The sequence below is a fragment of the Cohaesibacter sp. ES.047 genome, assembly GCF_900215505.1.
GTDB lineage: Bacteria > Pseudomonadota > Alphaproteobacteria > Rhizobiales > Cohaesibacteraceae > Cohaesibacter.
In genome coordinates, this window is the sequence record NZ_LT907844.1 from 621683 (window position 1) to 647943 (window position 26261).

23 protein-coding genes are annotated in these 26261 nt (G+C 57.1%); all 23 read left to right on the plus strand.

The features are described 5' to 3' along the window. Nucleotides 1-6 precede the first annotated feature (6 nt). The 23 genes from murJ to pnp all read left to right on the plus strand — a co-directional run bounded on the left by murJ (nucleotide 7) and on the right by pnp (nucleotide 26212). Entirely contained in the window at nucleotides 7-1635 is a 1629-nt protein-coding gene (gene murJ, locus CPH65_RS02695) for a murein biosynthesis integral membrane protein MurJ (RefSeq protein WP_371359398.1), read from the plus strand. 184 nt (nucleotides 1636-1819) lie between these two features. Next, nucleotides 1820-2893, plus strand: a complete 1074-nt coding sequence (trpS, locus tag CPH65_RS02700) for a tryptophan--tRNA ligase (protein WP_096176187.1) — start codon at nucleotides 1820-1822, stop codon at nucleotides 2891-2893. 317 nt (nucleotides 2894-3210) lie between these two features. Continuing rightward, on the plus strand, nucleotides 3211-3702 hold the full coding sequence (locus CPH65_RS02705; RefSeq protein ID WP_371359399.1) for a universal stress protein: 492 nt from the start codon (nucleotides 3211-3213) through the stop codon (nucleotides 3700-3702). Nucleotides 3703-3964: 262 nt separating this feature from the next. Next, on the plus strand, nucleotides 3965-4519 hold the full coding sequence (locus CPH65_RS02710) for a NifU family protein (RefSeq protein ID WP_096172018.1): 555 nt from the start codon (nucleotides 3965-3967) through the stop codon (nucleotides 4517-4519). Between the two features lie 43 nt (nucleotides 4520-4562). After that, entirely contained in the window at nucleotides 4563-5279 is a 717-nt protein-coding gene (gene tsaB, locus CPH65_RS02715) for a tRNA (adenosine(37)-N6)-threonylcarbamoyltransferase complex dimerization subunit type 1 TsaB (protein WP_096172019.1), read from the plus strand. A 139-nt stretch (nucleotides 5280-5418) separates the two neighbouring features. Beyond that, on the plus strand, nucleotides 5419-5985 hold the full coding sequence (rimI, locus tag CPH65_RS02720) for a ribosomal protein S18-alanine N-acetyltransferase (protein WP_157747471.1): 567 nt from the start codon (nucleotides 5419-5421) through the stop codon (nucleotides 5983-5985). Between the two features lie 20 nt (nucleotides 5986-6005). Beyond that, on the plus strand, nucleotides 6006-6437 hold the full coding sequence (locus tag CPH65_RS02725) for a Fur family transcriptional regulator (protein WP_096172021.1): 432 nt from the start codon (nucleotides 6006-6008) through the stop codon (nucleotides 6435-6437). 71 nt (nucleotides 6438-6508) lie between these two features. Then, a complete protein-coding gene (locus CPH65_RS02730; protein ID WP_244574521.1) occupies nucleotides 6509-7360 on the plus strand; it encodes a 1-acyl-sn-glycerol-3-phosphate acyltransferase in 852 nt (283 codons plus the stop codon). Between the two features lie 154 nt (nucleotides 7361-7514). Beyond that, nucleotides 7515-8882, plus strand: a complete 1368-nt coding sequence (gene miaB / locus CPH65_RS02735) for a tRNA (N6-isopentenyl adenosine(37)-C2)-methylthiotransferase MiaB (RefSeq protein WP_096172022.1) — start codon at nucleotides 7515-7517, stop codon at nucleotides 8880-8882. A 207-nt stretch (nucleotides 8883-9089) separates the two neighbouring features. Beyond that, nucleotides 9090-10202: a PhoH family protein gene (locus CPH65_RS02740; RefSeq protein WP_096176189.1), complete on the plus strand. Its 1113-nt coding sequence runs from the start codon at nucleotides 9090-9092 to the stop codon at nucleotides 10200-10202. Beyond that, nucleotides 10199-10729 carry an rRNA maturation RNase YbeY gene (gene ybeY / locus CPH65_RS02745; protein WP_096172023.1) on the plus strand — a complete coding sequence of 177 codons (531 nt, stop codon included), beginning with the start codon at nucleotides 10199-10201 and terminating at the stop codon, nucleotides 10727-10729. The genes CPH65_RS02740 and ybeY overlap by 4 nt, the downstream gene beginning before the upstream one ends. Before the next feature lie 113 nt (nucleotides 10730-10842). Continuing rightward, the gene (locus CPH65_RS02750; RefSeq protein ID WP_244574522.1) at nucleotides 10843-12063 is read left to right on the plus strand and encodes a hemolysin family protein; all 1221 of its coding nucleotides are present in this window, start codon (nucleotides 10843-10845) and stop codon (nucleotides 12061-12063) included. Between the two features lie 165 nt (nucleotides 12064-12228). Next, nucleotides 12229-13818 (plus strand): apolipoprotein N-acyltransferase, encoded by a 1590-nt coding sequence (gene lnt, locus CPH65_RS02755; RefSeq protein ID WP_096172024.1) that lies wholly within the window; start codon nucleotides 12229-12231, stop codon nucleotides 13816-13818. A 207-nt stretch (nucleotides 13819-14025) separates the two neighbouring features. Further along, nucleotides 14026-14439, plus strand: a complete 414-nt coding sequence (locus CPH65_RS02760) for a helix-turn-helix domain-containing protein (RefSeq protein ID WP_096172025.1) — start codon at nucleotides 14026-14028, stop codon at nucleotides 14437-14439. A gap of 283 nt (nucleotides 14440-14722) precedes the next feature. Next, nucleotides 14723-15460, plus strand: a complete 738-nt coding sequence (gene trmB, locus CPH65_RS02765; RefSeq protein ID WP_096172026.1) for a tRNA (guanosine(46)-N7)-methyltransferase TrmB — start codon at nucleotides 14723-14725, stop codon at nucleotides 15458-15460. Between the two features lie 304 nt (nucleotides 15461-15764). Beyond that, nucleotides 15765-16370 (plus strand): ribosome maturation factor RimP, encoded by a 606-nt coding sequence (rimP, locus tag CPH65_RS02770; protein ID WP_197703948.1) that lies wholly within the window; start codon nucleotides 15765-15767, stop codon nucleotides 16368-16370. Nucleotides 16371-16382: 12 nt separating this feature from the next. Continuing rightward, the gene (gene nusA, locus CPH65_RS02775; RefSeq protein ID WP_096172027.1) at nucleotides 16383-18038 is read left to right on the plus strand and encodes a transcription termination factor NusA; all 1656 of its coding nucleotides are present in this window, start codon (nucleotides 16383-16385) and stop codon (nucleotides 18036-18038) included. 63 nt (nucleotides 18039-18101) lie between these two features. Then, nucleotides 18102-18773, plus strand: coding sequence for an RNA-binding protein (locus tag CPH65_RS02780; RefSeq protein ID WP_096172028.1), 672 nt, complete (start codon nucleotides 18102-18104; stop codon nucleotides 18771-18773). 10 nt (nucleotides 18774-18783) lie between these two features. Beyond that, entirely contained in the window at nucleotides 18784-21663 is a 2880-nt protein-coding gene (gene infB / locus CPH65_RS02785) for a translation initiation factor IF-2 (RefSeq protein ID WP_096172029.1), read from the plus strand. Nucleotides 21664-21932: 269 nt separating this feature from the next. Beyond that, entirely contained in the window at nucleotides 21933-22367 is a 435-nt protein-coding gene (gene rbfA / locus CPH65_RS02795) for a 30S ribosome-binding factor RbfA (RefSeq protein ID WP_096172031.1), read from the plus strand. A gap of 12 nt (nucleotides 22368-22379) precedes the next feature. Further along, nucleotides 22380-23429 carry a tRNA pseudouridine(55) synthase TruB gene (gene truB, locus CPH65_RS02800; protein ID WP_096172032.1) on the plus strand — a complete coding sequence of 350 codons (1050 nt, stop codon included), beginning with the start codon at nucleotides 22380-22382 and terminating at the stop codon, nucleotides 23427-23429. A gap of 9 nt (nucleotides 23430-23438) precedes the next feature. Next, complete coding sequence (gene rpsO, locus CPH65_RS02805; RefSeq protein ID WP_096172033.1) at nucleotides 23439-23708, plus strand: 30S ribosomal protein S15; 270 nt, start codon at nucleotides 23439-23441, stop codon at nucleotides 23706-23708. A 377-nt stretch (nucleotides 23709-24085) separates the two neighbouring features. Then, nucleotides 24086-26212, plus strand: coding sequence for a polyribonucleotide nucleotidyltransferase (gene pnp, locus CPH65_RS02810; RefSeq protein WP_096172034.1), 2127 nt, complete (start codon nucleotides 24086-24088; stop codon nucleotides 26210-26212). Nucleotides 26213-26261 lie beyond the last annotated feature (49 nt).

The window sequence follows — 26261 nt, forward strand, 5'->3', positions numbered from 1 at the left end:
CCCTCAATGGGCCTTTTTTTACACGCCGGCTCTTTGCTCGTGATCGACACCCAATGGGTAGGGAAGGATGCTTCGATGTCCATGCTGAGAAATTTCGCCACAGTAGGCGTGGCGACCCTTGCCAGTCGGTTTCTGGGGTTTTTCCGCGACATCCTGATCGCCGCCAGTCTTGGCTCCGGACCAATTGCCGATGCCTTCTTTGTTGCCTTTCGCCTGCCAAACCTGTTTCGGCGGCTGTTTGCCGAAGGGGCCTTCAACTCTGCCTTCATTCCGATTTTTGCCGGATCCCTTGAGGATCAGGGCGAAGGCGGTGCGCGCAAGGTAGCCGAAGAGATCGTGGCGGGCCTTCTGTTCGTGTTGTTGCTGTTCACGGCGTTGGCCGAACTGGCCATGCCGCTCCTGATCCATGTGCTGGCACCGGGCTTTGGCGATGATCCGTCCAAATTCGATCTGGCCGTTGTGCTCTCGCGGATCACATTTCCCTATCTTCTGTGCATGTCGCTGATTGCCTTTCTGTCAGGCATTCTCAACAGCCTTGGAAAATTTGCGGCAGCAGCCTTTGCGCCCGTCCTTCTCAATGTGGTGATGATCGCAACCCTGATGCTGATCCTGTTTCTGGGGGTTGATAACAACCCCATGGCTGGGCATTTTCTGGCCTGGGGTGTTTTTATCGCCGGATTCGTGCAGCTTGCGGCTCTCATCTGGGCCATGATGCGGGCCGGGTTTCGGCTTAGCCTCAAACGGCCCCGGCACACGGAAAACACAAGAAAGCTCATCCGTCTTGGCATTCCCGGGATCGTGGCGGGAGGCGTGACGCAGCTCAACATCACCATCGGCACGATCATCGCTTCCTTTCAAGCAGGGGCTGTCTCCTATCTCTATTATGCGGACCGGATCTATCAGCTGCCGCTCGGCGTCGTGGGGATCGCCATTGGCGTGGTTCTGCTGCCTGACCTGACGCGCAAGGTTCGGGCGGAGAAGTCCGAAGCCGTCTACCATGCCCAGAACCGGGCGATGGAATTTGCCATGTTCCTCACCCTGCCTGCCGCCGTCGCGCTGGCGGTGGTGCCCGGCCCGATCATCGCGGTGTTGTTCGAGCGCGGCCAGTTTGATGCAGGCGACACCCAAATGACGGCGATGGCGCTTGCGGCCTTTGCCCTCGGCCTTCCCTCTTTCGTGCTCAACAAGGTGCTGTCTCCGGGCTTCTTTGCCCGTCAAGACACCAAGACACCGATGCAGTTTGCAACCGTCGCCATGGTTATCAATGTGGCTGGCTCGCTTCTGATGTTTCCGTCTTTGCAGCATGTGGGGATAGCCCTTGCGACCACTCTGGCCGGCTGGGTCAACGCTTTATTGCTGGGGGTCACACTCTGGCGACGCGGGCATTTTCATGCCGATGCGCAGCTAATCCGCCGCCTTGCGCTCTATTGCCTTTGCGCGGTTCTCATGGGAGTTGGCGTCTTCATGCTCTCGGCCTATCTGACCCCATGGCTTGAGGCTCCCTTGCTAATCACGCGGGGACTTACGCTCGGGGTGCTCGTGGGGGTGGGGATCGCCCTGTTTCTGGTTACGAGCCTTGTGACCGGTGCGATCTCGCTTGGCGACATCCGCCGCCAGATGCGGCGTGGCACCTGAGCATCAATGAAAACGCGGGTGACGGTTTCGAAAATCCCTTGCATCCAGCTTGGCCTTGTCCGATAACGCTGCAAGCCGCATGTGTCCCGCCGCGCTCATCAGACGCGGATTTTGTGACAATGCGGCACATTTTTTCCCTCCCCCTCGCGCGTCCAACCGCCTGGGCAACATCATGAGGCATTCCATGGCCAGCTTTGAGCCACGTGTATTCTCCGGCATTCAACCATCCGGCAACCTGCATCTGGGCAACTATCTTGGTGCGATCACCAAGTTTGTCGACCTGCAATCCTCCTACAATTGCATTTTCTGTGTCGTCGACATGCATGCCATCACGGTCTGGCAGGATCCCGAAGGCCTGATCCGTCGGACCCGTGAGGTCACGGCGGGCTTTCTTGCGTCCGGCATAGATCCTGAAAAGCATATCGTCTTCAACCAGAGTCAGGTTCCCGCCCATGCCCAGCTGGCCTGGGTGTTCAATTGCGTGGCCCGGATGGGGTGGCTTAGCCGGATGACCCAGTTCAAGGACAAAGCGGGCAAGAACCGCGAGAATGTGTCCTCGGGTCTGTTTGCCTATCCCAACCTGATGAGTGCGGACATTCTGGTCTACAAGGCCACCCATGTTCCGGTGGGCGAAGACCAGAAGCAGCATCTGGAACTGGCGCGCGACACGGCACAGAAGTTCAACATCGACTATGCCGAGCGTATCGCGCAGCTGGGTTATGGCGTGGACAATATCGACCGTGATGTGACGACCGATCCCGAGCTGGTCTTCTTCCCGCAGCCGGAGCCACTGATCGGCGGTCCGGCTCCGCGGGTGATGTCGCTTCGGGATGGTGGCAAGAAAATGTCCTCGTCGGACGCGTCTGACAAAGCGCGCATCAACATGACCGATGATGCGGATACCATCTCTCAAAAGATCCGCAAGGCCAAAACCGACCCTGAAGCCCTTCCCAGCGAAGTCGCAGGACTGGAAGGCCGGGCTGAAGCCTCCAACCTTGTCGGCATCTACGCGGCGCTCTCGGGTCTGTCAAAAGACGATGTTCTAAAGGAACATGGCGGTTCGGAATTTTCCAAATTCAAGCCCGCTCTGGTCGAGCTGTCTCTCTCCAAGTTGTCTCCGATCACCTCGGAGATGCGCCGCTTGATGGACGATCCGGGGCACATCGACGCCGTCCTCAAAAAAGGGGCCGAAAAGGCAGACGCCATCGCCTCCCCCATCCTTGATCAGGTCAAGGATATCGTGGGCTTCATTCGCTAGAAATAGAAGAAGCTTCGTACTACCCGTCAGCCCGGATCAACTTCGTTTGGTCCGGGCTTTCCTGTTCTGAAGGCGCGGAGCCTTCCGATCATCTTGAAAACCCCACCAAAGCCGGTTAACGCCCACATCGCCTTTTCCGTGTCATCATATCAAGCACCAATCCAGAGTCGACTCAAGTTGTCGAATCGTGGCAATTTTTCATTGGTTCCGAGCCCAAATCGTCGAGCAGCGGCCTGAATTGTCGCGCCAAGACAGTGCACTGACCGAAACACAGACTTGCCCAATGGATCGGGACATGGCAGGCTCGGAGCATGATTATGAGACGTACAATTCACGATGAGGGTCACTCCCGGAAATTTCTCGTTATCGTCGATGACACCGAGGAATGTGACCGTGCCATCACTTATGCCGCCTATCGAGCGGCGGCGACCCGTGGCGCAATCGTCATGATGGTTGCCATCGAACCTGCACATTTCGAGCACTGGCTCGGCGTCAAGGAAATCATGCTGGCTGAAGCCAATGATGCCGCGCAGGAAAGACTGGATCAATTCAAGGAGCAGATCGAGGCCATTGCAAGCGTTCCGGTTGAATGCGTGATCCGCGAAGGCAAGGTTGCCGAACAAATCGTTTCCCTCATCGACGAGGACGAAGACATCGGCGTTCTGGTGCTCGCGTCCGCGGTGGGAAAGAAAGATGGACCCGGACCTCTGGTTTCATCCATTTCCAGCCAGTCTAACAAACCCTTCCCTATACCCGTGACTATCGTGCCGGGCGATCTGTTGGACGAAGACATTCAGGCCCTTTGTTGAGGGACTCGTCTTCACGCACAGTCCGATCAGCCTGATTGGCGACAGAGCCATTCCCGGCGTTTCCTTTCATCCCGTCCCGGGATGCCCCGATTTCTTCGCCTTTGTTTGCATCTGATCGATGCTTTGTGCTTGATCTTTGCAACAGAAGTTTTATTTGACATATTAGAGAGACTTGCAAAGGCGTGATGGCTGCCGCGTTGCCATGGCGCCACCAGAGCAGCAAATGACGCCATGAGACGTTATGGCGTGAGAAGGATCAGACATGTTCATCCAGACTGAAGCGACCCCCAATCCGGCGACTTTGAAATTCCTGCCGGGAAAAGTCGTCCTTGACGATGGCACCATGGATTTCCGTTCCGTGAAGGAAGCGGAAGCCTCTCCGCTGGCGGAGAAACTCTTCACCATCGAAGGTGTCGAAGGCGTCTTCTTCGGATTTGATTTTGTTTCCGTGACCAAGGGCGACACTGACTGGCAGCACATCAAGCCTGCCATTCTCGGCGCCATCATGGATCATTTCATGTCGGGCGCTCCGACCATGAAGCAGGCCGAAAGCGAGAGCGTCAGCAACGAAGACTTCGATGAAGCCGATTCAGATACCGTTGCCACCATCAAAGAACTGCTCGAAAGCCGGGTTCGCCCTGCCGTAGCTCAGGATGGCGGCGACATCACCTTCCACGGCTTCCGTGACGGTGTCGTGTTCCTGCGCATGCGGGGGGCCTGTGCCGGTTGTCCGTCCTCGACGGCGACCCTCAAGCATGGCATCGAAAATCTTCTGCGCCATTTCCTGCCAGATGTTCAGGAAGTCCGGTCGGTCTAGGATCGTTCGACGAAGCCAATACGCGCGGCGGGTGTGATGTGCCATGAACAATGAGAGAAACATATGCCTGGCGCTTGATACCGCGCTTGACGCCTGTTCTGTCGGTCTAGCCGTATGGGACGGTGAAACGCGGCGGGAGGCCTCAAGATCGGTTGTGATCGGTCGGGGCCACGCGGAGCGCCTGATGGACGAAATCGCTGCCCTGCTTGAAGAAGAGCAGCTTGGCTATCAGGATCTGACAAGGCTGGCCGTGACCGTCGGTCCGGGCAGTTTCACCGGTCTCAGGGTCGGGCTTGCCACTGCGCGTGCGTTGGCACTGGCGCTTGATGTGCCGCTGATCGGGGCATCGACACTCTTTGCGCTGGGACTGACGGCGCGGCGGCGCGGACATCATGGGCCGCTTGCCGCCCTGATCGACGCACGCAGGGACCAGATCTACGGTGAGATTTTCAATCTGCCGGAAATCGCTCCCACGCTCGAAAGCCTTGAGGTGGCTGCAGCCAGAAGTGCGCAGGATTTTGCCAGCCTTTGCGTTGCACATAGGGGACTGGCGATGATCGGGTCCGGCGCAGCTCTCGTCCGGGAGAGCGCCTTCGGCCTTGAAAACTGTGAGGTCTTCTCGCCAGCTCATCCCGACATGGCCGCTCTGGCGGTCTGGGCCCTTGATCAATCCGCGCCCGAGACAGCCCCGTCGCCGCTTTATCTGAGGGCACCGGACGCCAAACCACAAGCGGCGAGCGTCATTGCCCGTCTGTCTTGATCATTCCCCTTGCCTTGTATCGTCTTTTCAGTCACCAAGGGTGGCCATTCATGATCACCGGTTGTTGATCTTCGACGATTTGGGGTCTTTTCGGGTATCGAGCCAGATGAAACTATGCTGACTGTCCGGAGCTGACCGCTTGGGCGTATGGAAAATCGCTGGCGAGACACCGGCAGATTGCGGGGAGAGAGACGTGATCTTTGCGCTCAAATCAACTTCTTTGGTCACGGAGGCCAGCAGGGATGACATTCCGGTCCTGGCCGACATTCATGCGCGCTGCTTTCAGCGCGGCTGGTCGGCAAGCGAATTCCAGACCCTGATGGCGGATCGGCTTGTCCAATGTCTGGTTTTGCGCCGTTCGACCTTCAGAGCCACCGATCAGGTTGCCGGGTTCGTGCTTGCGCGCGCTGTCGCCAACGAAGCGGAGATCCTCACCATCGGTGTGCATCCGGACTACCGGCGCAGTGGCTGCGGACGGCAGTTGATGGAAGGCCTGATGCGCAAACTCTACGGGGATCGAATTGCAAAACTCTTTCTGGAGGTGGACGCAAGCAATGATCCTGCGCTATCACTTTACCGTGATCTGGGATTCGAGAAGGTCGGCGAGCGCAAAGGCTATTACACAAAGGCCGATGACACCCCCTCTCTGGCTTTGATCATGCAAGTGAACTTGATCGGCGCGCCGGTCAAGCGTGCAAAACGATAGAGTGCAGAAGGCGAGCGGGCATGTCACAGAACAACAAAACAAGCATTGAGGATCTGTGCACCAAAGCCGGCATGCGCATGACCGAGCAACGGCGGATCATCGCACAGGTGCTTGACGCCGCCATCGATCACCCCGATGTCGAGGAATTGTACGCGCGCGCCGTCAAGATCGACAGCAACATCTCGATTTCCACCGTCTATCGCACCGTCAAGCTGTTCGAGGATTCGGGTATCATCGAACGCCATGATTTCAGGGATGGCCGCTCACGCTACGAGACCATCACCGAAGAACATCACGATCATCTCATTGATCTTCGAACCGGCAAGGTCATCGAATTCCGTGATGAGGAGATTGAACGCCTTCAGGTTGAAGTGGCCCGCAGGCTCGGATTCAAGCTGGTCGATCACCGGCTGGAGCTATATGGTGTGCGCATCGACGACAAGGAAAAATAGAATCACCGCGATTGTCGTGCGGTCCTTCCCAAACGTCTTTTGTTAATCCCGATTTGACCAAGGCACACACCATGACGGATCGCCGGTCCAAGTTTACCGTGACCTCTATACGGGCGTTCTGTGCCCTTCTGATCATTGCCCTTGTGGCCCTGCCATTGATTCCGCTGCAGTATCTCTCCGTTCTGCTGGACATGCCGTCCAAGCGCTGGATCCCGGTGCTGTTCCATCGCATCGTCTGCCGCACCCTTGGGATCAAGGTCGTGGTGAGGGGGCTGTGCACCACCAAGGGATCCGTGCTGATCACCGCCAATCATGCCTCATGGCTGGACATTTCGGTGCTCAGCTCCGTCCAGCCCGTTTCCTTCATCGCCAAATCGGAAGTCGCAAATTGGCCGATTTTCGGCATGTTCGCCAAGTTGCAACGCTCGATCTTTGTCAATCGCAGCAAACGCTCGGAAACGGGCAATGTTGCCAAAGAGATCGCCAAGCGGCTGAAGGAAGGGGATGCGATGGTGCTGTTCGCCGAAGGCACGTCTTCGAACGGCAACGAGGTCCGGCCCTTTCGCACCGCACTGATCGGGGCCGCAAAGGCAGCGATGGTAGCCGAACAGCCCGGCGCAGAAGAGAAAGGGCAGACCTCCGTCTGGATCCAGCCTCTCTCTGTTGCCTACACAGGCATTCAGGGCCTGCCGATGGGGCGTCAGCATCGTCACATTGCCGCCTGGTACGGAGACATGGATCTGGCGCCCCATCTGTGGGCTGTGGCCAAGGAGGGGGCGATCGACGTCACGCTGACCTTTGGCGAGCCGATTCCCTTCGGAGCCGATGCGGATCGCAAGGAAGCGGCCCGCAAGGCAGAGGCGACCGTGCGCGCCAACATGCTCAAGACCCTTCATCACCACAACGATGGCAAACGGCGCTAGTGGCGCAATCGCCACGCAATCGATAAATTCGTGGCCCGTTTCAGCCAATTTGACTTTGCATTGACGGGAAAAACAGGATAAAGGGGTGCGCTATTCCCGGGCCAAGCTGCCGTATGCAGATCCCGTTTCCAGCCAAGAACCGGATTGAGCTTTTATGACTGCCTTTGAAAACAAGAAAGTCTTTGTAAAGACCTATGGATGCCAGATGAATGTCTATGATTCCGACCGCATGTCGGACGCTCTGGCGACCAAGGGATACAGCCCGACCGACGTGATGGATGATGCGGATCTGGTGATCCTGAACACCTGCCATATTCGCGAGAAGGCCGCAGAAAAGGTCTATTCCGAGCTGGGGCGGATCCGTCAGCTCAAGGAGAGGCGGGCCAAGGACGGCAAGGGCGAGATGAAAATCGGCATCGCCGGTTGCGTCGCTCAGGCCGAAGGGCAGGAAATCATTCGACGCGCACCAATTGTCGATCTGGTGGTTGGCCCTCAGGCCTATCACAAACTGCCCGAGCTGCTTGACCGGACGGGCAATGGGTCGAGCGTGGTGGAAACCGATTTCCCGGTCGAGGACAAATTCGCCGCCCTTCCCGCTGCCAAGCGCGAAGTCACGCGCAAGCGCGGCGTCAGCTCGTTTTTGACGGTGCAGGAAGGGTGCGACAAGTTCTGCACCTTCTGCGTTGTGCCCTACACACGTGGCGCCGAGATGTCGCGCCCGGTCAGCCAGATTGTTGCGGAAGCGGAACGATTGGCCGAGGCCGGTGTGCGCGAAGTCACGCTGCTGGGTCAGAATGTCAATGCCTATCACGGCGAGGGGCCAGACGGCAAAGACTGGGGCCTTGGGCAGCTTCTCTTTCGGCTGGCTGAAATCGATGGTCTTGACAGATTGCGCTACACAACAAGCCATCCGCGCGATATGGATGATGTTTTGATGGCCGCGCATCGGGATCTCGATATCGTGATGCCCTATCTGCATCTGCCTGTGCAGTCTGGATCAGACAAGATCCTTGCTGCCATGAACCGCCAGCACAGCTATGACGATTATGTGCGCCTAATTGAGCGCATTCGCACCGCCCGCCCAGATATTGCCCTGTCGGGTGATTTCATCGTCGGCTTCCCGGGCGAAACGGAGGCGGATTTCAAGGACACCATGCGCATCGTGCGTGAGGTCACCTACGCATCGGCCTACAGCTTCAAATATTCTCCCCGCCCCGGCACACCGGCAGCGGACAGTAAAGAGCAGGTCGAAGAAGCCGTGAAATCCGAACGGCTGCAACGCCTGCAATTGCTACTCACCGAACAGCAGCGCGCCTTCAATGCCTCCAAAGTCGGAACGGAAATGACCGTGCTTCTGGAGCGCAAGGGCCGCGAACCGGGGCAGCTGGTTGGCAAGTCGCCATGGCTGCAAGCTGTGCAAGTTGATGCCCCGGAAGAATTGATTGGTGAAATTGTCACAGTTACCATTGATACTGTTGGGACAAACAGTCTGTTCGGTTCCATGATTGACAAACCGGCGTAATATGGTGCGGCTTGACTTGGCACAAAGCCGAAGCCGCCAACCGAAGTTTTCGAAGGGATTAAGCGTTTGAGCGATCAGCGCCGCGAGAAAATCAAGAAGCAAAGAGGCAGCAAACCGCCCCGGGACCAAAAGGGCTGGGACCCGAAACAAGATCAGCGACACCATCGGGATCATCTGACCCACAAGGCGCTTTCGGCGGCTTCGGACATGGGGCATATCGTGTTGTCCTATGACGACAACCGGATGGCTGCAGATCTGTTCGGGGAATATGACCAGAATCTTGCCCGGATCGAGCAGAAGCTGAATGTCGAGGCGATCGCGCGCGGCAACCGGGTCACCATCAAGGGACCGGGCGACCTGTGCGATCTGGCCAAGATGGTTCTTGATGCGCTTTATCACCGCTTACAGGAAGGCGACACCATCGAACAGGCCGACGTGGACGGTGCCATTCGCATGGCGCAGGCCTCCGACGAGCAATTGATGCTGCCCGAAGTCGTGCCCGACCGTAATGAAGGGGCCGGCAAGATGACCTTTGCCCAGATCGCCACCCGCAAAAAGAAGCTGACCGCCCGCACAGCAACGCAGGATGCCTATATCCGGGCCATGGATCGGGCAGATCTGGTGTTCGGCACCGGGCCGGCCGGGACGGGCAAGACCTATCTGGCCGTCGCCTATGCGGCCATGTTGCTCGAACGGGGTGTTGTGGAACGCATCATTCTCTCGCGCCCCGCGGTGGAAGCTGGCGAGCGTCTGGGCTTTTTGCCCGGAGACATGAAAGAAAAGGTCGATCCCTATCTGCGCCCGCTCTATGACGCTCTTTATGACATGATGCCGCCAGACAAGGTGGAGCGAGAGCTGGAAGCCAAGGTCATCGAGATCGCACCGCTCGCCTTCATGCGTGGGCGGACGCTCTCGAATGCAGCGGTCATCCTCGACGAAGCGCAGAACACCACCTCGATGCAGATGAAGATGTTCCTGACGCGCCTTGGCGAAAATTCCAAGATGATCGTGACCGGCGATCCGAGCCAGATCGACTTGCCAAGCGGCGAGCAGTCCGGTCTTGTGCAGGCCATGGAGCTGCTCGGCGATATTCCCTCGATCGTGCGTGTCCAGTTCACGGCGGAAGACGTGGTCCGGCACGAACTGGTGATGCGGATCGTCAATGCCTATGACGAAGAGGCACGCCGCCGGGCACAGGCACGCCGTGTTCTCGAGCGGGAGCGGTCACGCAACATCGAGGCTGAGGAACGGCATGCCCAGCGCGGCTTTGAAAATCCCGACATGCTGACGGCCTATCCTGAAGAGGACCAAGCAGAGTGACGAAGCCCCAAACACCGGATGGCGAGTTAAGCAAAGACTTTCTGATCGAGGCAAAGGTCTGGAACGACGTCGAGAATCTCGAGCTTTTCGTCGCATTCGCCCTCGATGCGGCCTATAATCATGTGATCCGGCAAGAAGGCATTGCCTTCTTGCCGGAATGTGAGATTTCACTGGTGTTCGTCGATGATGCGGCGATCCGGAAACTGAATGCCGAGCATCGCGGCAAGGACAAGCCGACCAATGTGCTATCCTTTCCGCAGGACGAGAATGCCGATGTCTTTGGCCCGATGCTGGGCGATGTTGTTTTCGCCCATGAAACCATTTTGCGCGAGGCGGATGAAATGGGTCTTGCAATCCCGGCCCATCTGACACATCTGTGTATTCATGGTTTCTTACATTTGCTTGGCTACGATCACATAGAACCGGACGAAGCTGACAAGATGGAAAGTGTCGAAGTGGCCATCTTGGCCGAGTTAGGCCTTGAAAACCCTTACGAGGGAACGATCGTCACGGATATGCTGGAATGACCTTTGGAATTGCGAATTTTTCCTTTCGGTCATATCCTGCCACCCTGTTTGGCCGCAAGATCGGCCAGGATTTTGGATTGAGGGCGCAGTGATTGCATGAGCGCCAAGACACGATGAACGACCCAGACCCTTCCCAACCGGCCTCCACCAAGATCAACGGCAATGCTGTCGTTGCCTCTTCTGATGACCAGACCGGTGACGATTCCGCGCCTCATGAAGGCAATTGGCTGCAACGCCTTACCCAGAACCTCGTCGCAAAACTGCCCAACACCTCACTGCGCACACAAATGGAAGGTGCGCTTGCAGAAGATGGCGGGGATGACGCTTTTTCTGCCGAAGAGAAGGCGATGCTGCGCAACATCCTGTCCCTTAGGGAGATGCGCGTCGATGACGTCATGATCCCCCGAGCAGACATTGATGCGGTCGAGCATGATGTGACCCTTGGCACGCTGCTGGCGGTCTATGAAGATGTGGGCCATTCGCGCCTTCCGGTCTATCGCGAAACCCTCGATGACCCGGTCGGCATGGTGCATATCAAGGACGTGGTCGGCCTGATGACGCAGGAAAGCGACATTGCCCCGAAGGTGGAAAAAGTCAGTTCAAGATCAGCACTCGATTCCATGGAAGGGACCGAGGCTGACGAGGACGCGGGTCTTCCGGCCTACAAAACGATCGAGGCCCTTGCTGCCAGCAACCATATCCGCTCGCTCGAGAATATCGATCTTGATCGTCCCCTCAAGGATCTGGGGCTCATTCGCGACGTGCTGTTCGTCCCGCCCTCAATGCCAGCAGTCGACCTGATGGCAAGCATGCGGGCGGCGCGCACCCAGATGGCGCTCGTGATTGACGAATATGGCGGCACGGACGGGCTTGTCTCACTGGAAGACGTGGTCGAAACAGTGGTGGGCGACATCGAGGATGAACATGACGACGAGAGCGAAGTCTTCATCGCCGAAGCCGCACCCAATCTCTTCATTGCCGACGCAAAGGCCGATCTGGATGACGTGGTGAAGACCATTGGCGTCTCCCTGCCACTGGATGATGAAGAACTCGAAGACGTCGACAGTCTGGGTGGCTTCATCTTTACGCTGATTGGCCGCATCCCGGTTCGCGGCGAATTGATCGCGGTGTCTGAAGGGCTTGAATTTGAAATCATGGAGGCAGACCGCCGGCGCATCCGGCGCGTCAAGATCCGTATCAAGCCAACGAAAAAGCAGATCAAGCGTGCGGTGGCTCTGACCCGTTCATCCGATGAGGGACAGGACCGACAAGACGATGAAGACAACACAACCTCTCAGGCGGCCCAAAAGCTAAACCAGACGAATGGCACTTAGCAAAAAGCGCGTCCCTCCGAGGGCATAACTGGCCCTTTTTGCCACCCATAGCGGCTCCGACCAGATTGTTGCCCAAAACGGGGTGCACGCTCTTGACCTTGAGAGGGGATCTGGCACTTGTTGTCCAAAGATCCGTTGTAACCCTGATTCGGCAGCTTCTTCACGATGCCCCTGTTTGTTTCCAACCTGTTGTTGCTGGATGGTTGGCGGCGCCTTGCCGCGGCCTTCATCGCGGGGATCATTGCCAGTTTCGCGCAAGACCCCTTCGGGTGGTTTCCTCTGTTGTGGCTCTCGATGCCGCTTCTTGTCTGGCTGCTCGACTCAGCCGCTCTAGGGCAAAACACGAAGCGGGCCGCTTTTGCCATGGCGCGCGTGGGCTGGATGTTCGGCTTCGGCTTTTTCCTTTGCACATTCTATTGGCTTGGCGCAGCCTTTCTGGTTGAGGCGGACAAGTTCGCCTGGGCCATGCCACTGGCGGTGGTGATACTGCCGGCGGGGCTGGCGCTGTTCTGGTGTGTTGCAGCCGGTGTGAGCGCCCTTGTCTGGTCCACATCGCCCTTGCGGATCGTCTGGCTGGCCCTGTTGCTGGCCGTGGCGGAGTATCTGCGCGGGACGCTGTTCACGGGGCTGCCCTGGGGCGGTTTTGGCCCTGCTCTTGCCTCTAGCGGCGTTCTGATGCAGGCGCTTTCGCTGGTTGGTCCCAATACCCTCAGTCTCTTTTCGGTCCTGCTGTTCGCATTGCCCGTCTGTCTTTTTCAGGAGGACCGCTTCAAGGTCCTTGGGCGCATGATGGTGGTGCTTGTCCTCACCGTGTTCGTCGCGCAAGTTGCGTTCGGTTTCTACCGATCCAATTTGCCAACAGAGCTGGCCGAAGACGCGCCGGTTGTGCGCCTCGTACAACCGAACATTCCCCAGACCGAAAAGTGGAAATTCGAGAATAGGTCGTGGATCTTCAACCGACTTCTGGCTCTGACCTCACTGGATACCGAGGAGCATCCGCTTGATGCTATCGACATGGTGATCTGGCCGGAGTCAGCCGTTCCCTTCTTTCTGATGGAGCAATCCGGCGCCCTTACAGCGATCAAATCCTCGCTGCCCGCCGGAGCCGGGCTGTTGACGGGTGCGCTTCGGCGCAATCCTGATTCACCGCGGACAGACGAGATTTACAACTCGATCTATCAATTGGGGCCGGACGGAACGATCCTTCAGGCCTATGACAAGGTGCATCTTGTCCCCTTCGGCGAATATCTGCCCATGCAACCCTTGCTAGATAAGCTGGGCCTTGAACAACTGACGGCCCAGAAAATAGGCTTCAAAGTGGGGACAAAGCGTACGCTTCTCGACAACCCCAAGTTGGGAAAGCTGTTGCCTCTGATTTGTTATGAGATTGCCTTTTCAAGTGACATCCTCTCCTTTCCCAAGAGCGCAGATCTGATCATCAATGTCACAAATGATGCCTGGTTCGGAAAAACCATCGGTCCGTCCCAGCATTTGCATATAGCGCGCATGCGTGCTGTTGAAACCGGATTGCCGGTGTTACGCGTTGCAAACACTGGCATTTCTGCGGTTATCGATGCGCGAGGTAAGGTTGAGAAACAGCTTGAATTGGGCGCGGAAGGCTTAATTCAGACACATGTTCCTCTCAAGCTTTCGGCAACACCTTATGCGAGATTCGGCAATTGGATATTCTTCGCCGTTTGCGTGTTATTAATTCTAACAACCGCAAGTATATCGAGAAAGTTCGGCAAGGATTGACAGGAAGAATTGACAAATATAGGGAATACACGGCACTATTGCACAACCTCCCGGGTGAAAGTGGAAGGCGCAAAATACAATCAAAAGCGCGAGTCTCCAAGCTTTGGAGGAATGAAACGCGAGAAGCGGAACTCGTGATTTTATAACCAGCGGCGCTAACCAAAGTTGTCACAATCAACATGCGCTACAAAATATAAAGAGAGCCAAATGGCCAGTAAAAAAGCACCAAATCCGATCGACATCTATGTTGGGAGTCGAGTTCGGCTTCGTCGTATGATGCTCTCCATGAGCCAAGAAAAACTGGGCGAGCATCTCGGCATTACATTCCAACAGATTCAAAAGTACGAAAAGGGCACCAACCGCATCGGCGCAAGCCGTCTGCAGCATATTGCAACCGTTCTGGAAGTGCCGGTTGCCTTCTTCTTTGAAGATGCACCAGGCACCCCGCAAGAAGCTGCCGGTTTGGCGGAGTCAAAAACCGAAAACTATGTGATTGACTTCCTGTCTTCCTCGGAAGGCCTTCAGCTCAATCGTGCTTTTGTTCAGATCAAGGAACAGAAAGTCCGACGCAAGATCGTCGAACTGGTTCGCGAAATTGCCGGCGACGAAGCCGGAAGCTGATCCCCCTGCTTTGGCGCAAGCCAAGGTACAGCTTTTCAAATCGAGCCGTCTCAATCAGGCCGAAAGATGCTTGCGTCTTTCGGCCTTTTTGCGTCTTGGACCCTTCGACCCGTTCTTGAGGCCGGTCTGATGGCCTGATTGGGGTTGATTCCTCTTTACCGGGTGCGCTAAAGACCTTGCCACGTTAAAGGCCCAGCCACGTTCGGCAGTGCCGCACGTCGCCCAGTTTTCGCGCGACACGGCGCAAGACACAACCCGACCTGATCGAGACGCCAGCAAGACCATGACCCTATCTTCGAATGACAAGCCCCGGTTCCGCCCGTCTCAATCCCGTCTCATCGAGGAGCAGATTGCCACCACCTTCTTTGGCCGGCGCAAGGGCAAGCCGCTCAGCCCCGGACAACAGGCCTTGATGGAGGACGTCCTGCCCCGGATCAGTCTCAATCCGACCAAACCGATTGATGACATCGCCGCTGTCTTTGATCATCAGCCCGAAACCATCTGGATGGAAATCGGCTTTGGCGGCGGCGAGCATATCGTGCGTCAGGCCAAGACCAATCCGTCTGTCGGCCTGATTGGCTGTGAGCCGTTCGTCAATGGCGTGGTCAAGGCGCTGACCCAGATGCAAGCTGAGGACGTCAGCAACATCCGCATCTATGATGAGGATGCAGCCCATATTCTCGACTGGCTGCCCGATGCATCGCTTGACCGGCTGTTTATTCTCTATCCGGACCCATGGCACAAGAAGCGCCACTGGAAGCGCCGCTTTGTTTCGGATGCCAATCTTGAGCGCATCATCCGCGTGCTCAAACCCGGAGCGCTGTTCCGTTTCGCCTCCGACATTGAGCCCTATGTGGAATGGACGCTCGAGCATGTCGCCCGTTTCCCCGCCCTGGAAGAGATCGATGGCGACCCGAGTGCGCGCCTTCAGGCCTGGCCCGACTGGCAGACCACCCGCTATGAAGAAAAGGCCTTTCGCGAAGGCCGCAGGCCGCATTATTTGACCTTCCGGCGCAAATAGAAGCGGTCCGGGGAAAGACAAGCCTTGCATTTACCCACCGAATTGGTGTAGTAAATCTTCAAAATCTAGACATGCTGTTTAGAGTGGGCCTTCCGGACCCGCTCTTTTTTGTATCTTGTCACTGCGAATTCACAGCAAAGTCTGATAAAATGCATGGATCGGATCGGATCCATCAGGATCAAGCCGACGCACTCGCAGGAATGCCTTTAGGGGCGACAGATCAGTCAGGCATGATCGGGACGAATTTGAATGGGCCTTGTCGCACGGTCGGCGGGCCATCATGGAATGGAGACAGGCTTTCCTCATGACAGAAAGCAGTCAAATGGCAGCAGGGCAAGAGCCCAGACTCTTTGGTGAACGGGGCGTGGATGCCCGTGTCGCAAGCATCGTCGAGCCGGTGATCGTGGATCTCGGCTTTGATCTGGTGCGCGTTCGAATCACCGGAGAACGCGGCTGCACCGTGCAGATTATGGCCGAATCCCCGGATGGCACGATGTCCATCGAAGGGTGTGAAGCCGTCAGCAAGGCGATTTCGCCTGCGCTCGACGTGGAAGACCCGATAAGTGGTGAATATCATCTTGAGGTTTCCTCTCCGGGTGTGGATCGACCTCTCGTCCGCCGTCGCGATTTCATCGCATGGGCAGGCCATGAAGCAAAGATCGAATTGTCGACCCCTGTAGACGGCCGCCGCCGGTATCGCGGCATGCTCGATGGTGTCGATGGAGAAGACCTGAAGATCGTATTGCCCGATGTCCCGCAAGGGACCGATGCCAATGTTCGGGTGCCTCTTTCAAACTTGTCCGAGGCAAAATTGGTAATGAACGACAAATTGCTGGAGCTGGCGCTAAAAGCGCAGCCAGTGAATGGTGCTGCGGAAATCGAGGAAGACGCGGCTGACAGGCAAGAATAGGAGACGCTGACGATGGCCATCAGTGCAAACCGTCTTGAGCTTCTGCAAATCGCAGATGCCGTGGCGCGAGAAAAATCGATTGATCGCATGATCGTGATCGGAGCCATGGAAGACGCCATCCAGAAGGCTGCGCGCTCCCGATATGGTCAAGAAACCGAAATCCGTGCAACCATCAACCCGCGAACCGGCGACACGCGTCTGGAACGTTTGCTTGAAGTGGTTGAGGTCGTGGAGGATTTTTCGACCCAGATCGCTCTGGTTGATGCACAGATCAAGCACCCGGAGGCCAAGGTTGGCGACACCATTGCCGATCTGCTTCCACCGCTTGAATTCGGCCGGATTTCGGCCCAGTCTGCCAAGCAAGTGATCGTGCAAAAAGTCCGCGAAGCGGAACGCGATCATCAGTATGAAGAATTCAAGGACCGCCAGTTCGAGATCGTCAACGGTCAGGTCAAACGGGTGGAATATGGCAACGTTACGGTCGATCTGGCCGGCAGCGAGGCCATCGTGCGCCGCGACGAGTTGATCGCCCGCGAAGCGTTCCGCCCCGGCGACCGCATTCGCGCCATCATCTATGATGTTCGCCGCGAACAGCGTGGCCCGCAGGTCTTCCTGTCGCGCACCCATCCGCAATTCATGGCCAAACTGTTTGCACAGGAAGTGCCAGAGATCTATGATGGCATCATCACCCTCAAGTCCGTTGCCCGTGATCCGGGTTCGCGCGCCAAAATCGCGGTGCTGTCGAGCGACAGTTCCATCGATCCGGTCGGTGCCTGTGTCGGTATGCGCGGTTCGCGCGTGCAGGCTGTGGTGAACGAGCTTCAGGGCGAAAAGATCGACATCATTCCGTGGTCGGAAGATCCCGCGACCTTCATCGTCAATGCTCTGCAGCCTGCCGAAGTGGCCAAGGTCGTGCTTGATGAAGACAGTGAGCGTATCGAGGTTGTCGTCCCCAATGATCAGTTGTCTCTGGCCATTGGTCGTCGCGGCCAGAATGTACGCCTCGCCTCTCAGCTGACCGGCTGGGATATCGACATCATGACCGAGGAAGATGAATCCGAACGTCGCCAGAAGGAATTCAACGAACGCGCCGAGCTGTTCATGAATGCCCTTGACGTGGATGATATCGTTGCCCAACTGCTCGCATCCGAGGGTTTCACCTCGATCGAGGAAGTGGCCTATGTCGAGGTCAACGAAGTCGCAGACATTGAAGGCTTTGACGAAGAAACCGCTCAGGAGCTTCAGGCACGCGCCAACGAATATCTCGAAGCGGAAGCAGCCAAACTCAACGAAGAGCGCATCGCACTGGGCGTTTCGGACGATCTTCTGGAGATCTCCGGTCTGACCCTTGGCATGCTGGTCGCCCTTGGCAAGGACGACATCAAGTCGATCGAAGATCTTGCCGGTTGTGCAACCGATGATCTGGTTGGTTGGACCGAACGGCAGAATGGCGAAGTCAAGCGCTTCAACGGGTCGCTGTCTGATTTTGATATCTCTCGTCAAGAAGCCGAGGATGTCATCATGCTGACCCGCGTTGCTGCAGGCTGGATCGAGCCATCCGAACTGCTCAGCGAAGAAGAGGCCGCCGAGTATGAACAGTTGGAAGCGGGTGAAGAGGACGAAGAATTCGTCGCTGAAGACGCAGAAACTGTTGACGAGAAGGCTTGAGAACGGAATCTTGACGTCAAATAGCGTCTGGATTTGACAAAATCGGGCTGGAAAGGATAAACCGTGCCGCGTAAGAGCGAAGAGACGACCAGACAATGCCTGGTCACGCGGGATATCCTTCCCAAGGCAAATATGATCCGATTTGTCCTTTCGCCGGATGGGCAGGTCGTACCAGATCTGAAAATGCGATTACCCGGACGCGGTGTCTGGGTGATGGCTAACTACGAAACCGTTGTGCAGGCCGTAAAAAAGGGTCATTTTGCTCGCGGCTTCAAACAAAAAGTGCAATGTGACGACGGCATGGCCGATCTCATCGCCGGACAGATGGAAAGCGGTTGTCTTTCTGCTCTGTCCATGACACGAAAGGCGGGTCAGATCGTAACCGGATTTGGCAAGGTCGAAGGTGCGATTGCACAGGGTGAGGTCAAAAGCCTCTTGCATGCGGCCGATGCCGCAGAGGATGGACAGAAAAAATTGGCCCAGGCGGTGCGGCGCCGATATGGCAGCGATGGCGAGTTACCGGTAATTCGTCGTTTCAGCGCCGAGGCACTCAGCGCAGCTCTGGGTCAGGGCAATGTTGTACATGCAGCTTTGCTTGCGGGCAGTGCAAGCAAGAGCTTTCTCAAACAGGTCGCGATGCTGGACACCTATCTGCGACCACACAAACGAGATTCAGGCAGCGCGTTACCAGAGCGGTCCGCTGCCCACGCCTCCGAGAGAGGCAACGAAGGATAATGACCGAGATATGAGCAACGAAAACAACAACGACAGCAACAACGGCCCAAACGAGAAAAAGACTCTCTCACTGGGTAAAAACGTGGGTCAGGGGACTGTGCGACAGAGTTTTTCGCATGGACGCTCCAAGGCCGTTGTTGTCGAGAAGCGCAAACGCCGCTTCACCGCACCTGGCGAAGCCAAACCGGCGGCCAAGGGTGAGGGCTCGTCTCCGGCAGCCCAGCCCGATAAAGCAGCTGCACCGGCAGCCAAGTCCCAGTCCCGTCAGGGTGGCGAAGGCCGCGGAACCGGCCAGCCTCAGGGTGGCGCTCAAGGCAAGGGCGGCGGCAAGGGCCAGCGGTCCGGGCAGCGGGGTCGACCCAACAATGGCGGTGGTGGTCAGGGCGGCAACGCCTCGGGCCAGCGCAACCTGACGTCTTCCGAGAATGCCAAGCGCCTGCAGGCGCTTGAGGCCGCAAAGGCCCGTGCGCGCGAAATGGAAGTGCGCAAGAAGGAAGACGAAGCCAAGCGCAAGGTCGAAGAGGAAGCCCGTCGCAAGGCCGAGGAAGAAGCCAAGATCCAGGCAGAACAAGACGCCAAGATCAAGGCTGAGGAAGACGCCAAACGCGCTGAAGAAGAACGCAAGGCTAAGGAAGCCGAAGCGGCCAAGCCGAAAAGCGAACAAGCGCCCAAAAGCGATGATGCGGTGGCCGATGCCAAACCGCAGCGCTCTGATGATGCGCCCAAGACACGCACCGAGCGTCCGCGTCAGGGTGACCGGCCTCAGCGCACGGGAGATCGTCCGCCACGCACTGGTGATCGTCCGGATCGCCCACGCACAGACCGGGGTCCCCGCCCTGCTGGTGCTCAGACAGGCAACCGCCCCGGTGGCGCAGCCTTCGAACCGCCCGTTGCCGATCGGACCGCCGATGGCAAACCCGGTGTCAAAACGCTCAAGCCTGCGCCAAAACGCCCGCGTCCAGAAGATGCCAACCGTGCAGCGCCTGCAAAACCGCGCACGGATGACCGTCGCCGCGGCAAGCTGACGCTCACCAATGCTTTGAATGCCGGGGAACAACGTGAACGTTCGCTGGCCTCCATGCGCCGCCGCCGTGCGAAGCAAAAGGGCGGTCAGCAGGATGCCCATCGTGAAAAGGTCTTCCGTGAAGTGATCCTTCCTGAAACGATCACCGTTCAGGAATTGGCCCAGCGCATGACCGAACGCGCCGTGGATGTCATCAAGATCCTGATGAAACAGGACATGATGGTTAAAACCGTCGACGTGCTTGATGCCGATACCGCACAGCTGGTGGCCGAGGAACTGGGCCATACCGTTAAGCGTGTGTCCGAAGCTGACGTGGAAGAAGGTCTGTTCAACAAGGAAGATTCCAAGGAAACCCTTCAGGATCGTCCGCCTGTCGTTACGATCATGGGCCATGTCGACCACGGCAAGACCTCGCTGCTTGACGCCATCCGCCACGCCAACGTGGTACGGGGCGAAGCTGGCGGCATTACCCAGCATATCGGCGCCTATCAGGTCGAGCAGGATGGTCAGAAGATCACCTTTATCGATACGCCGGGCCACGCTGCCTTCACCGAAATGCGTGCCCGTGGTGCCAAGTCCACCGATATTGTGGTTCTGGTTGTTGCTGCCGATGACGGCGTGATGCCGCAGACCATCGAAGCGATCAACCATGCCCGTGCGGCTGGTGTGCCGATCATCGTGGCGGTCAACAAGATCGACTTGCCGGCAGCTGATCCGTTCAGGGTTCGCAACGAACTGCTACAGAATGACGTGTTCGTTGAAAGCCTGGGTGGTGAGATCCTTGAAGTCGAGGTTTCCGCCAAGGCACAAACCAACCTTGACGGTCTGCTCGAAGCCATTCTGATGCAATCTGAATTGCTTGAGCTCAAGGCCAACCCGGATCGTGAAGCTGACGGTATTGTTGTTGAAGCCAAACTCGACAAGGGCCGCGGCCCTGTTGCCACCGTTCTGGTTCAGAATGGCCAGCTGAATGTCGGCGACATTGTTGTTGCTGGCGAACAGTGGGGCAAGGTTCGTGCGCTTCTTGATGACACGGGTGATAAGGTAGAGCTTGCAGAGCCCTCCAAACCGGTTGAGATCCTCGGCTTTGACGCCGCTCCGAATGCGGGTGACCCGTTCGCTGTGGTCGAAACCGAAGGCCGGGCGCGTGAAATCACTGATTACCGCATCCGCAAGAACAAGGATCTGGCAGCAGCCAAAGCCAACCGTGGGTCGCTCGAGCAGATGCTCAGAAGCCTGAAGGAAACGGATTCCCAGTCCTTCCCGCTCGTCATCAAAGGCGATGTGAAAGGGTCTGTCGAAGCCATTCTCGGCGCTTTGGAAGGCATCGGCAACGCAGAAGTCTCCGCTCAGATCCTGCATGCAGGTGTTGGCGGTGTGACCGAATCCGACGTCACATTGGCATCCGCATCCGGCGCACCGATCATCGCCTTCAACGTCCGTGCTAACGCGCAGGCCAAGTTGGCTGCAGAACAGAAGGGTGTTGAAATCCGCTATTACAACATCATCTATGATCTGACAGATGATGTGAAAGCGGCGATGTCCGGCATGCTGAGCCCGGAAGTACGCGAAACCTTTATCGGTTACGCCGAAATCCTCGAGGTGTTCAACATCACCAAGGTCGGCAAGGTTGCCGGTTGCCGCGTCACCGAAGGTGTCGTGGAGCGCGGAACGGGCGTTCGCCTGCTGCGCGACGATGTTGTGATCCACACCGGCACCCTGTCCACCCTCAAGCGCTTCAAGGACGAGGTCAAGGAAGTGCATGTGGGACAGGAATGCGGCATGGCATTCGAGAATTATCAGGATATCCGTGAGGGTGATCTGATCGAGTGCTTCCGTGTCGAGGAAATCGCCCGTTCGCTGTGATGCGTGCAGGCAATCCCTTAACCAATTCGGGCGAAGGTCGAAGCGATGGCTTTGACCTTCGCCTCTTTTGCGATAGAGCCTTTTCGCGCAGTGGCTGTCTTTTGGCTGGCCCAAACGTGCCAAGGCTCGTGACGACGGGGTCGCAGAGTGGCCCCAGACAAACCGGTAGCGAACGGTCCAATTCCGACGTTGCCTCATGCAAAGCGTTTTCTCTCATCCGGGCAACCCGATCTGAACGCAAGACGCTCTAGCTGAATGGATGTAATCAAATGGGACGTAGTTCTCGAAAAGGCGGCGGCATGTCGTCTCAACGCCAATTGCGTGTTGGCGAGATGGTTCGCAAATCTCTCTCCGAATGCCTGACACGCCGTGAAATCATCGATCCACTGCTCGAGATCCATGTAATCTCGATTCCAGAGGTCCGCATGAGCCCGGACCTGACGTTGGCCACGGCCTTTGTCATGCCGCTTGGTGCACCGGGCAAGGAAACCGAGATCGTGGATGCACTCAACAGCCACAAGAAATTCCTGCGTGGTCGCCTCGGTCGCGATTTGACCATGAAGCATACCCCTGACCTGCGGTTTCGCTACGACAAGACCTTTGACGAAGCCTCGCGCATCGATGCATTGCTCAATTCGCCTGAAGTTCAGCGTGATTTGCACAGCGATGATGACAATGACGACAATGAAGCAGGCAAGGATTAGGGTGTATTCATCATGACCGAACAGACCGAAACCGGTGCCATGACACGCTCCGACGACTTGCCACACCAGCCAAAAAAGAAAAAGCAGCAGTTTCGCGCCAAGCGCAGAACTGACGTTCATGGCTGGGTCGCGCTGGACAAACCGCTCAACATGACATCGACGCAAGCCGTCGGTGCGATCAAGCGGATTTTCAACGTCAAGAAAGCGGGCCATGCCGGCACGCTGGATCCTTTGGCGACCGGATGCCTGCCAATCGCAATCGGCGAAGCGACCAAGACGGTGTCCTTCGTCATGGACGGCTCAAAGGAATATGAATTCACGGTGCGCTGGGGCGAGGAAACCGCGACGGACGATGCCGAAGGGGAGTTGATCGACAGCTCCGCCCACCGGCCGACCGAGGAAGAAATCGAGGCCTGTCTTGATACCTTTACCGGCACCATCATGCAGGTGCCGCCTGTTTTTTCTGCCATCAAGGTGAATGGAGAACGCGCCTATGATCTGGCGCGTGATGGCGAAGAGGTCAAACTCGCCGCCCGCCCGATCGATGTGCATCATCTGGACCTCATCGAATGCCCCGATGAGGATACCGCTATATTTGTCGCCCAATGCTCGAAAGGGACCTATGTCAGGTCGCTTGCGCGCGATATCGGTCGGCATCTTGGAACGCGTGGCCACGTTGTGGCCTTGCGTCGGCTCATTTCCGGGCCATTCAGTGAGGAAATGCTAATTTCGCTGGACGATCTGGAAAGCTTGAGCCATAGTGCGCCCGGCGAGGCTGGAGACCACTCCGGGCTTGCCGATGCCTTGCTTCCTGTAGAGACCGCGCTGGACGACATCCCGGCTCTGGCCATCAACAGGAATGCCGCAGCAAGACTACGCCGAGGTCAATCGGTGCTGCTGCGTGGCCAAGACGCTCCAATCGAGGGTTTCGCCGCTGCCATGAATGCAGGCATGCTCGTGGCGATCTGCGAAATCATCGAGAGCGAACTCTGGCCCAGGCGCGTTTTCAACCTGCCTGATCATCCGCCCGTCTTTGGCGGCAACGATCAGCCAAACGAATAGGAGACCCCGATGTCGATTACTGCTGAACGCAAGCAAGAACTGATCAAGGAATTTGCCACCAAAGACGGCGACACCGGTTCCCCTGAGGTCCAGGTAGCTGTTCTGACCGAGCGGATCAACAATCTGACTGAGCACTTCAAGTCTCACAAGAAAGACAACCACTCGCGTCGTGGCCTTCTCAAACTGGTTTCCCAGCGCCGTAAGTTGCTTGACTATGTCAAAGCAAAAGAAGTGTCCCGGTACCAGGAGCTGATCTCCCGACTGGGCTTGCGCCGATAAGCTGATAAACACGCGGTGGCCACTCAGTCACCGCGTTTTTGATATCGCATATCCCCTTTGCACCAAGACCAAATCCGATTGCAGACGGGATCTTGTGTAAGATCCGCAGGCCTGCGTCTTCTGGGTTGCGCCATAAATTGACAGCAATCCTGAGGAGAAACAGGCGCGTCGCTCTGGCACATCTTGTGCGGAGCAGTTAAACAGAGTCAGCCCCCGTGGAGGGGGCAGCGATTCACATCGCTCACAGGCAGGATTGCCAGCGGCTTTCCCCACGCAATCAACAGAGCCCCTCGTTGTCTTGCCCGTGAGAAAAATGAAAAAATCATGCTCCCGGATTATCCGAATCCGGACAGGAGCGTCCAAGAAAGGACATATGAATGTTCGATATCCAACGTGAAGAAATTCAGTGGGGCGATGAAACCCTCACTCTGGAGACCGGCAAGATTGCCCGTCAGGCTGATGGCGCCGTTGTCGCCACTCTGGGCGGCACGACCGTGCTTGCAACAGTCGTGTCTGCAAAGCAGCCCAAGCCGGGTCTGGATTTCTTCCCCCTGACAGTGAACTATCAGGAAAAAGCCTATGCCGCCGGCAAGATCCCGGGTGGCTACTTCAAACGTGAAGGCCGTCCGAGCGAAAAAGAGACCCTTGTCTCTCGCCTGATCGACCGTCCGATCCGCCCACTGTTCGTCTCCGGTTACAAATGCGAAACCCAGGTCGTCCTCACCGTGCTCAGCCATGATCTGGAAAATGACCCGGACATCGTCAGCATGGTCGCCGCTTCTGCTGCCCTGACGATTTCCGGTGTGCCTTTCATGGGTCCGATCGGTGGTGCCCGTGTTGGCCTGATCGACGGCGAATATGTGCTGAACCCGCGCATCGACCAGATGGAAGACAGCAAGCTGGACCTCATCGTCGCTGGTACGCAGGACGCTGTTCTGATGGTGGAATCAGAAGCCCAGAACCTCAGCGAAAAAACCATGCTCGATGCGGTTATGTTCGGTCATCGCGGCTTCCAGCCGGTCATCGATGCGGTCATCAAGCTCGCCGAGAAAGCCGCCAAGGAACCGCGTGAATTCTCCATGCCGGACTATTCCGAACTGGCTGCCAAGGTTGAAGACATCGCTGGTGAAGGCCTCGCCGCTGCTTTCAAGATCGCTGCCAAGACCGAACGCTATGCAGCCATCGACGAAGTGAAGGCAAAAGTCTTCGAAACGCTCTGCGATCCCGAAGACGAGAATGCTGCTGAAAAAACTGTTGTCGGCGATCTGTTCAAAAAAGCCGAAGCGAAAATCGTTCGCGGCCAGATCATCGAAACCAGCAGCCGTATCGACGGTCGTGACCTGTCCACCGTGCGCCAGATCACCTCTGAGGTTGGTTTCCTGCCTCGCACCCATGGCTCTGCCCTGTTCACCCGTGGTGAAACCCAGGCATTGGTCGTAGCAACGCTTGGTACCGGTGATGACGAACAGTTCGTTGACAGCCTGAGTGGGACCTACAAGGAAACCTTCATGCTGCACTACAACTTCCCCCCCTATTCCGTGGGTGAAGCTGGCCGCATGGGCTCTCCGGGACGCCGCGAAATCGGCCATGGCAAACTTGCATGGCGCGCTGTGCATCCGATGCTTCCGGCACATCACGAGTTCCCCTACACCCTGCGTGTGGTTTCCGAAGTTACCGAATCCAACGGTTCTTCCTCGATGGCAACCGTCTGCGGCACCTCACTCGCTCTGATGGATGCTGGCGTTCCGCTCAAGGCACCTGTTGCCGGTATTGCCATGGGCCTGATCAAGGAAGGCGACAAGTTCGCAGTCCTCTCCGATATTCTCGGTGACGAAGATCATCTTGGCGACATGGACTTCAAAGTGGCTGGTACCTCTGAAGGCATCACGTCACTGCAGATGGACATTAAGATCGACGGCATCACCGAAGAGATCATGCAGATTGCTCTTGAGCAGGCCAAAGGCGGCCGTCTGCATATCCTGAGCGAAATGGGCACTGCTCTGGGTGAGGCCCGTCCTGAAGTCGGCGAGCACGCACCGCGCATCGAAACCCTGCAGATCCCGGTTGACAAGATCCGTGAAGTGATCGGTTCTGGCGGCAAAGTGATCCGTGAAATCGTTGAGAAAACCGGCGCCAAAGTCGATATCAACGACGACGGCATCATCAAGGTTGCTTCGTCCGATGGTGCTGCCATCACCGCTGCACTCAACTGGATCAAATCCATTGCCGCCGAGCCTGAAGTGGGCGTAGTCTACAAAGGCAAAGTGGTCAAAACCGTTGATTTCGGCGCCTTCGTGAACTTCTTCGGCGCGCGCGATGGCCTCGTGCACATCTCGCAGCTGACCCCGACCCGGACCAACAAGGTCACCGACGTGGTCAAGGAAGGCGATAGCGTCTTCGTCAAGCTTCTGGGCTTTGATGATCGCGGCAAGGTTCGCCTGTCCATGAAGGTTGTGGATCAGGAGTCCGGCGAGGAAATCAAGTCGGACGACAAGGGCGAGTAAGGCTTCGGCCAGCGCACCCTTGCGTGAAATGCAATGACTATCGGAAAAG

What these genes read in the sequence shown, in the direction of transcription:
- murJ (WP_371359398.1), top strand. Translation starts at nt 7, where the DNA reads ATGGGCCTTTTTTTACACGCCGGCTCTTTGCTCGTGATCGACACCCAA.
- trpS (WP_096176187.1), top strand. Translation starts at nt 1,820, where the DNA reads ATGGCCAGCTTTGAGCCACGTGTATTCTCCGGCATTCAACCATCCGGC.
- CPH65_RS02705 (WP_371359399.1), top strand. Translation starts at nt 3,211, where the DNA reads ATGAGACGTACAATTCACGATGAGGGTCACTCCCGGAAATTTCTCGTT.
- CPH65_RS02710 (WP_096172018.1), top strand. Translation starts at nt 3,965, where the DNA reads ATGTTCATCCAGACTGAAGCGACCCCCAATCCGGCGACTTTGAAATTC.
- tsaB (WP_096172019.1), top strand. Translation starts at nt 4,563, where the DNA reads ATGAACAATGAGAGAAACATATGCCTGGCGCTTGATACCGCGCTTGAC.
- CPH65_RS02725 (WP_096172021.1), top strand. Translation starts at nt 6,006, where the DNA reads ATGTCACAGAACAACAAAACAAGCATTGAGGATCTGTGCACCAAAGCC.
- CPH65_RS02730 (WP_244574521.1), top strand. Translation starts at nt 6,509, where the DNA reads ATGACGGATCGCCGGTCCAAGTTTACCGTGACCTCTATACGGGCGTTC.
- miaB (WP_096172022.1), top strand. Translation starts at nt 7,515, where the DNA reads ATGACTGCCTTTGAAAACAAGAAAGTCTTTGTAAAGACCTATGGATGC.
- CPH65_RS02740 (WP_096176189.1), top strand. Translation starts at nt 9,090, where the DNA reads ATGGGGCATATCGTGTTGTCCTATGACGACAACCGGATGGCTGCAGAT.
- CPH65_RS02750 (WP_244574522.1), top strand. Translation starts at nt 10,843, where the DNA reads ATGAACGACCCAGACCCTTCCCAACCGGCCTCCACCAAGATCAACGGC.
- lnt (WP_096172024.1), top strand. Translation starts at nt 12,229, where the DNA reads ATGCCCCTGTTTGTTTCCAACCTGTTGTTGCTGGATGGTTGGCGGCGC.
- CPH65_RS02760 (WP_096172025.1), top strand. Translation starts at nt 14,026, where the DNA reads ATGGCCAGTAAAAAAGCACCAAATCCGATCGACATCTATGTTGGGAGT.
- trmB (WP_096172026.1), top strand. Translation starts at nt 14,723, where the DNA reads ATGACCCTATCTTCGAATGACAAGCCCCGGTTCCGCCCGTCTCAATCC.
- rimP (WP_197703948.1), top strand. Translation starts at nt 15,765, where the DNA reads ATGACAGAAAGCAGTCAAATGGCAGCAGGGCAAGAGCCCAGACTCTTT.
- nusA (WP_096172027.1), top strand. Translation starts at nt 16,383, where the DNA reads ATGGCCATCAGTGCAAACCGTCTTGAGCTTCTGCAAATCGCAGATGCC.
- infB (WP_096172029.1), top strand. Translation starts at nt 18,784, where the DNA reads ATGAGCAACGAAAACAACAACGACAGCAACAACGGCCCAAACGAGAAA.
- rbfA (WP_096172031.1), top strand. Translation starts at nt 21,933, where the DNA reads ATGGGACGTAGTTCTCGAAAAGGCGGCGGCATGTCGTCTCAACGCCAA.
- truB (WP_096172032.1), top strand. Translation starts at nt 22,380, where the DNA reads ATGACCGAACAGACCGAAACCGGTGCCATGACACGCTCCGACGACTTG.
- rpsO (WP_096172033.1), top strand. Translation starts at nt 23,439, where the DNA reads ATGTCGATTACTGCTGAACGCAAGCAAGAACTGATCAAGGAATTTGCC.
- pnp (WP_096172034.1), top strand. Translation starts at nt 24,086, where the DNA reads ATGTTCGATATCCAACGTGAAGAAATTCAGTGGGGCGATGAAACCCTC.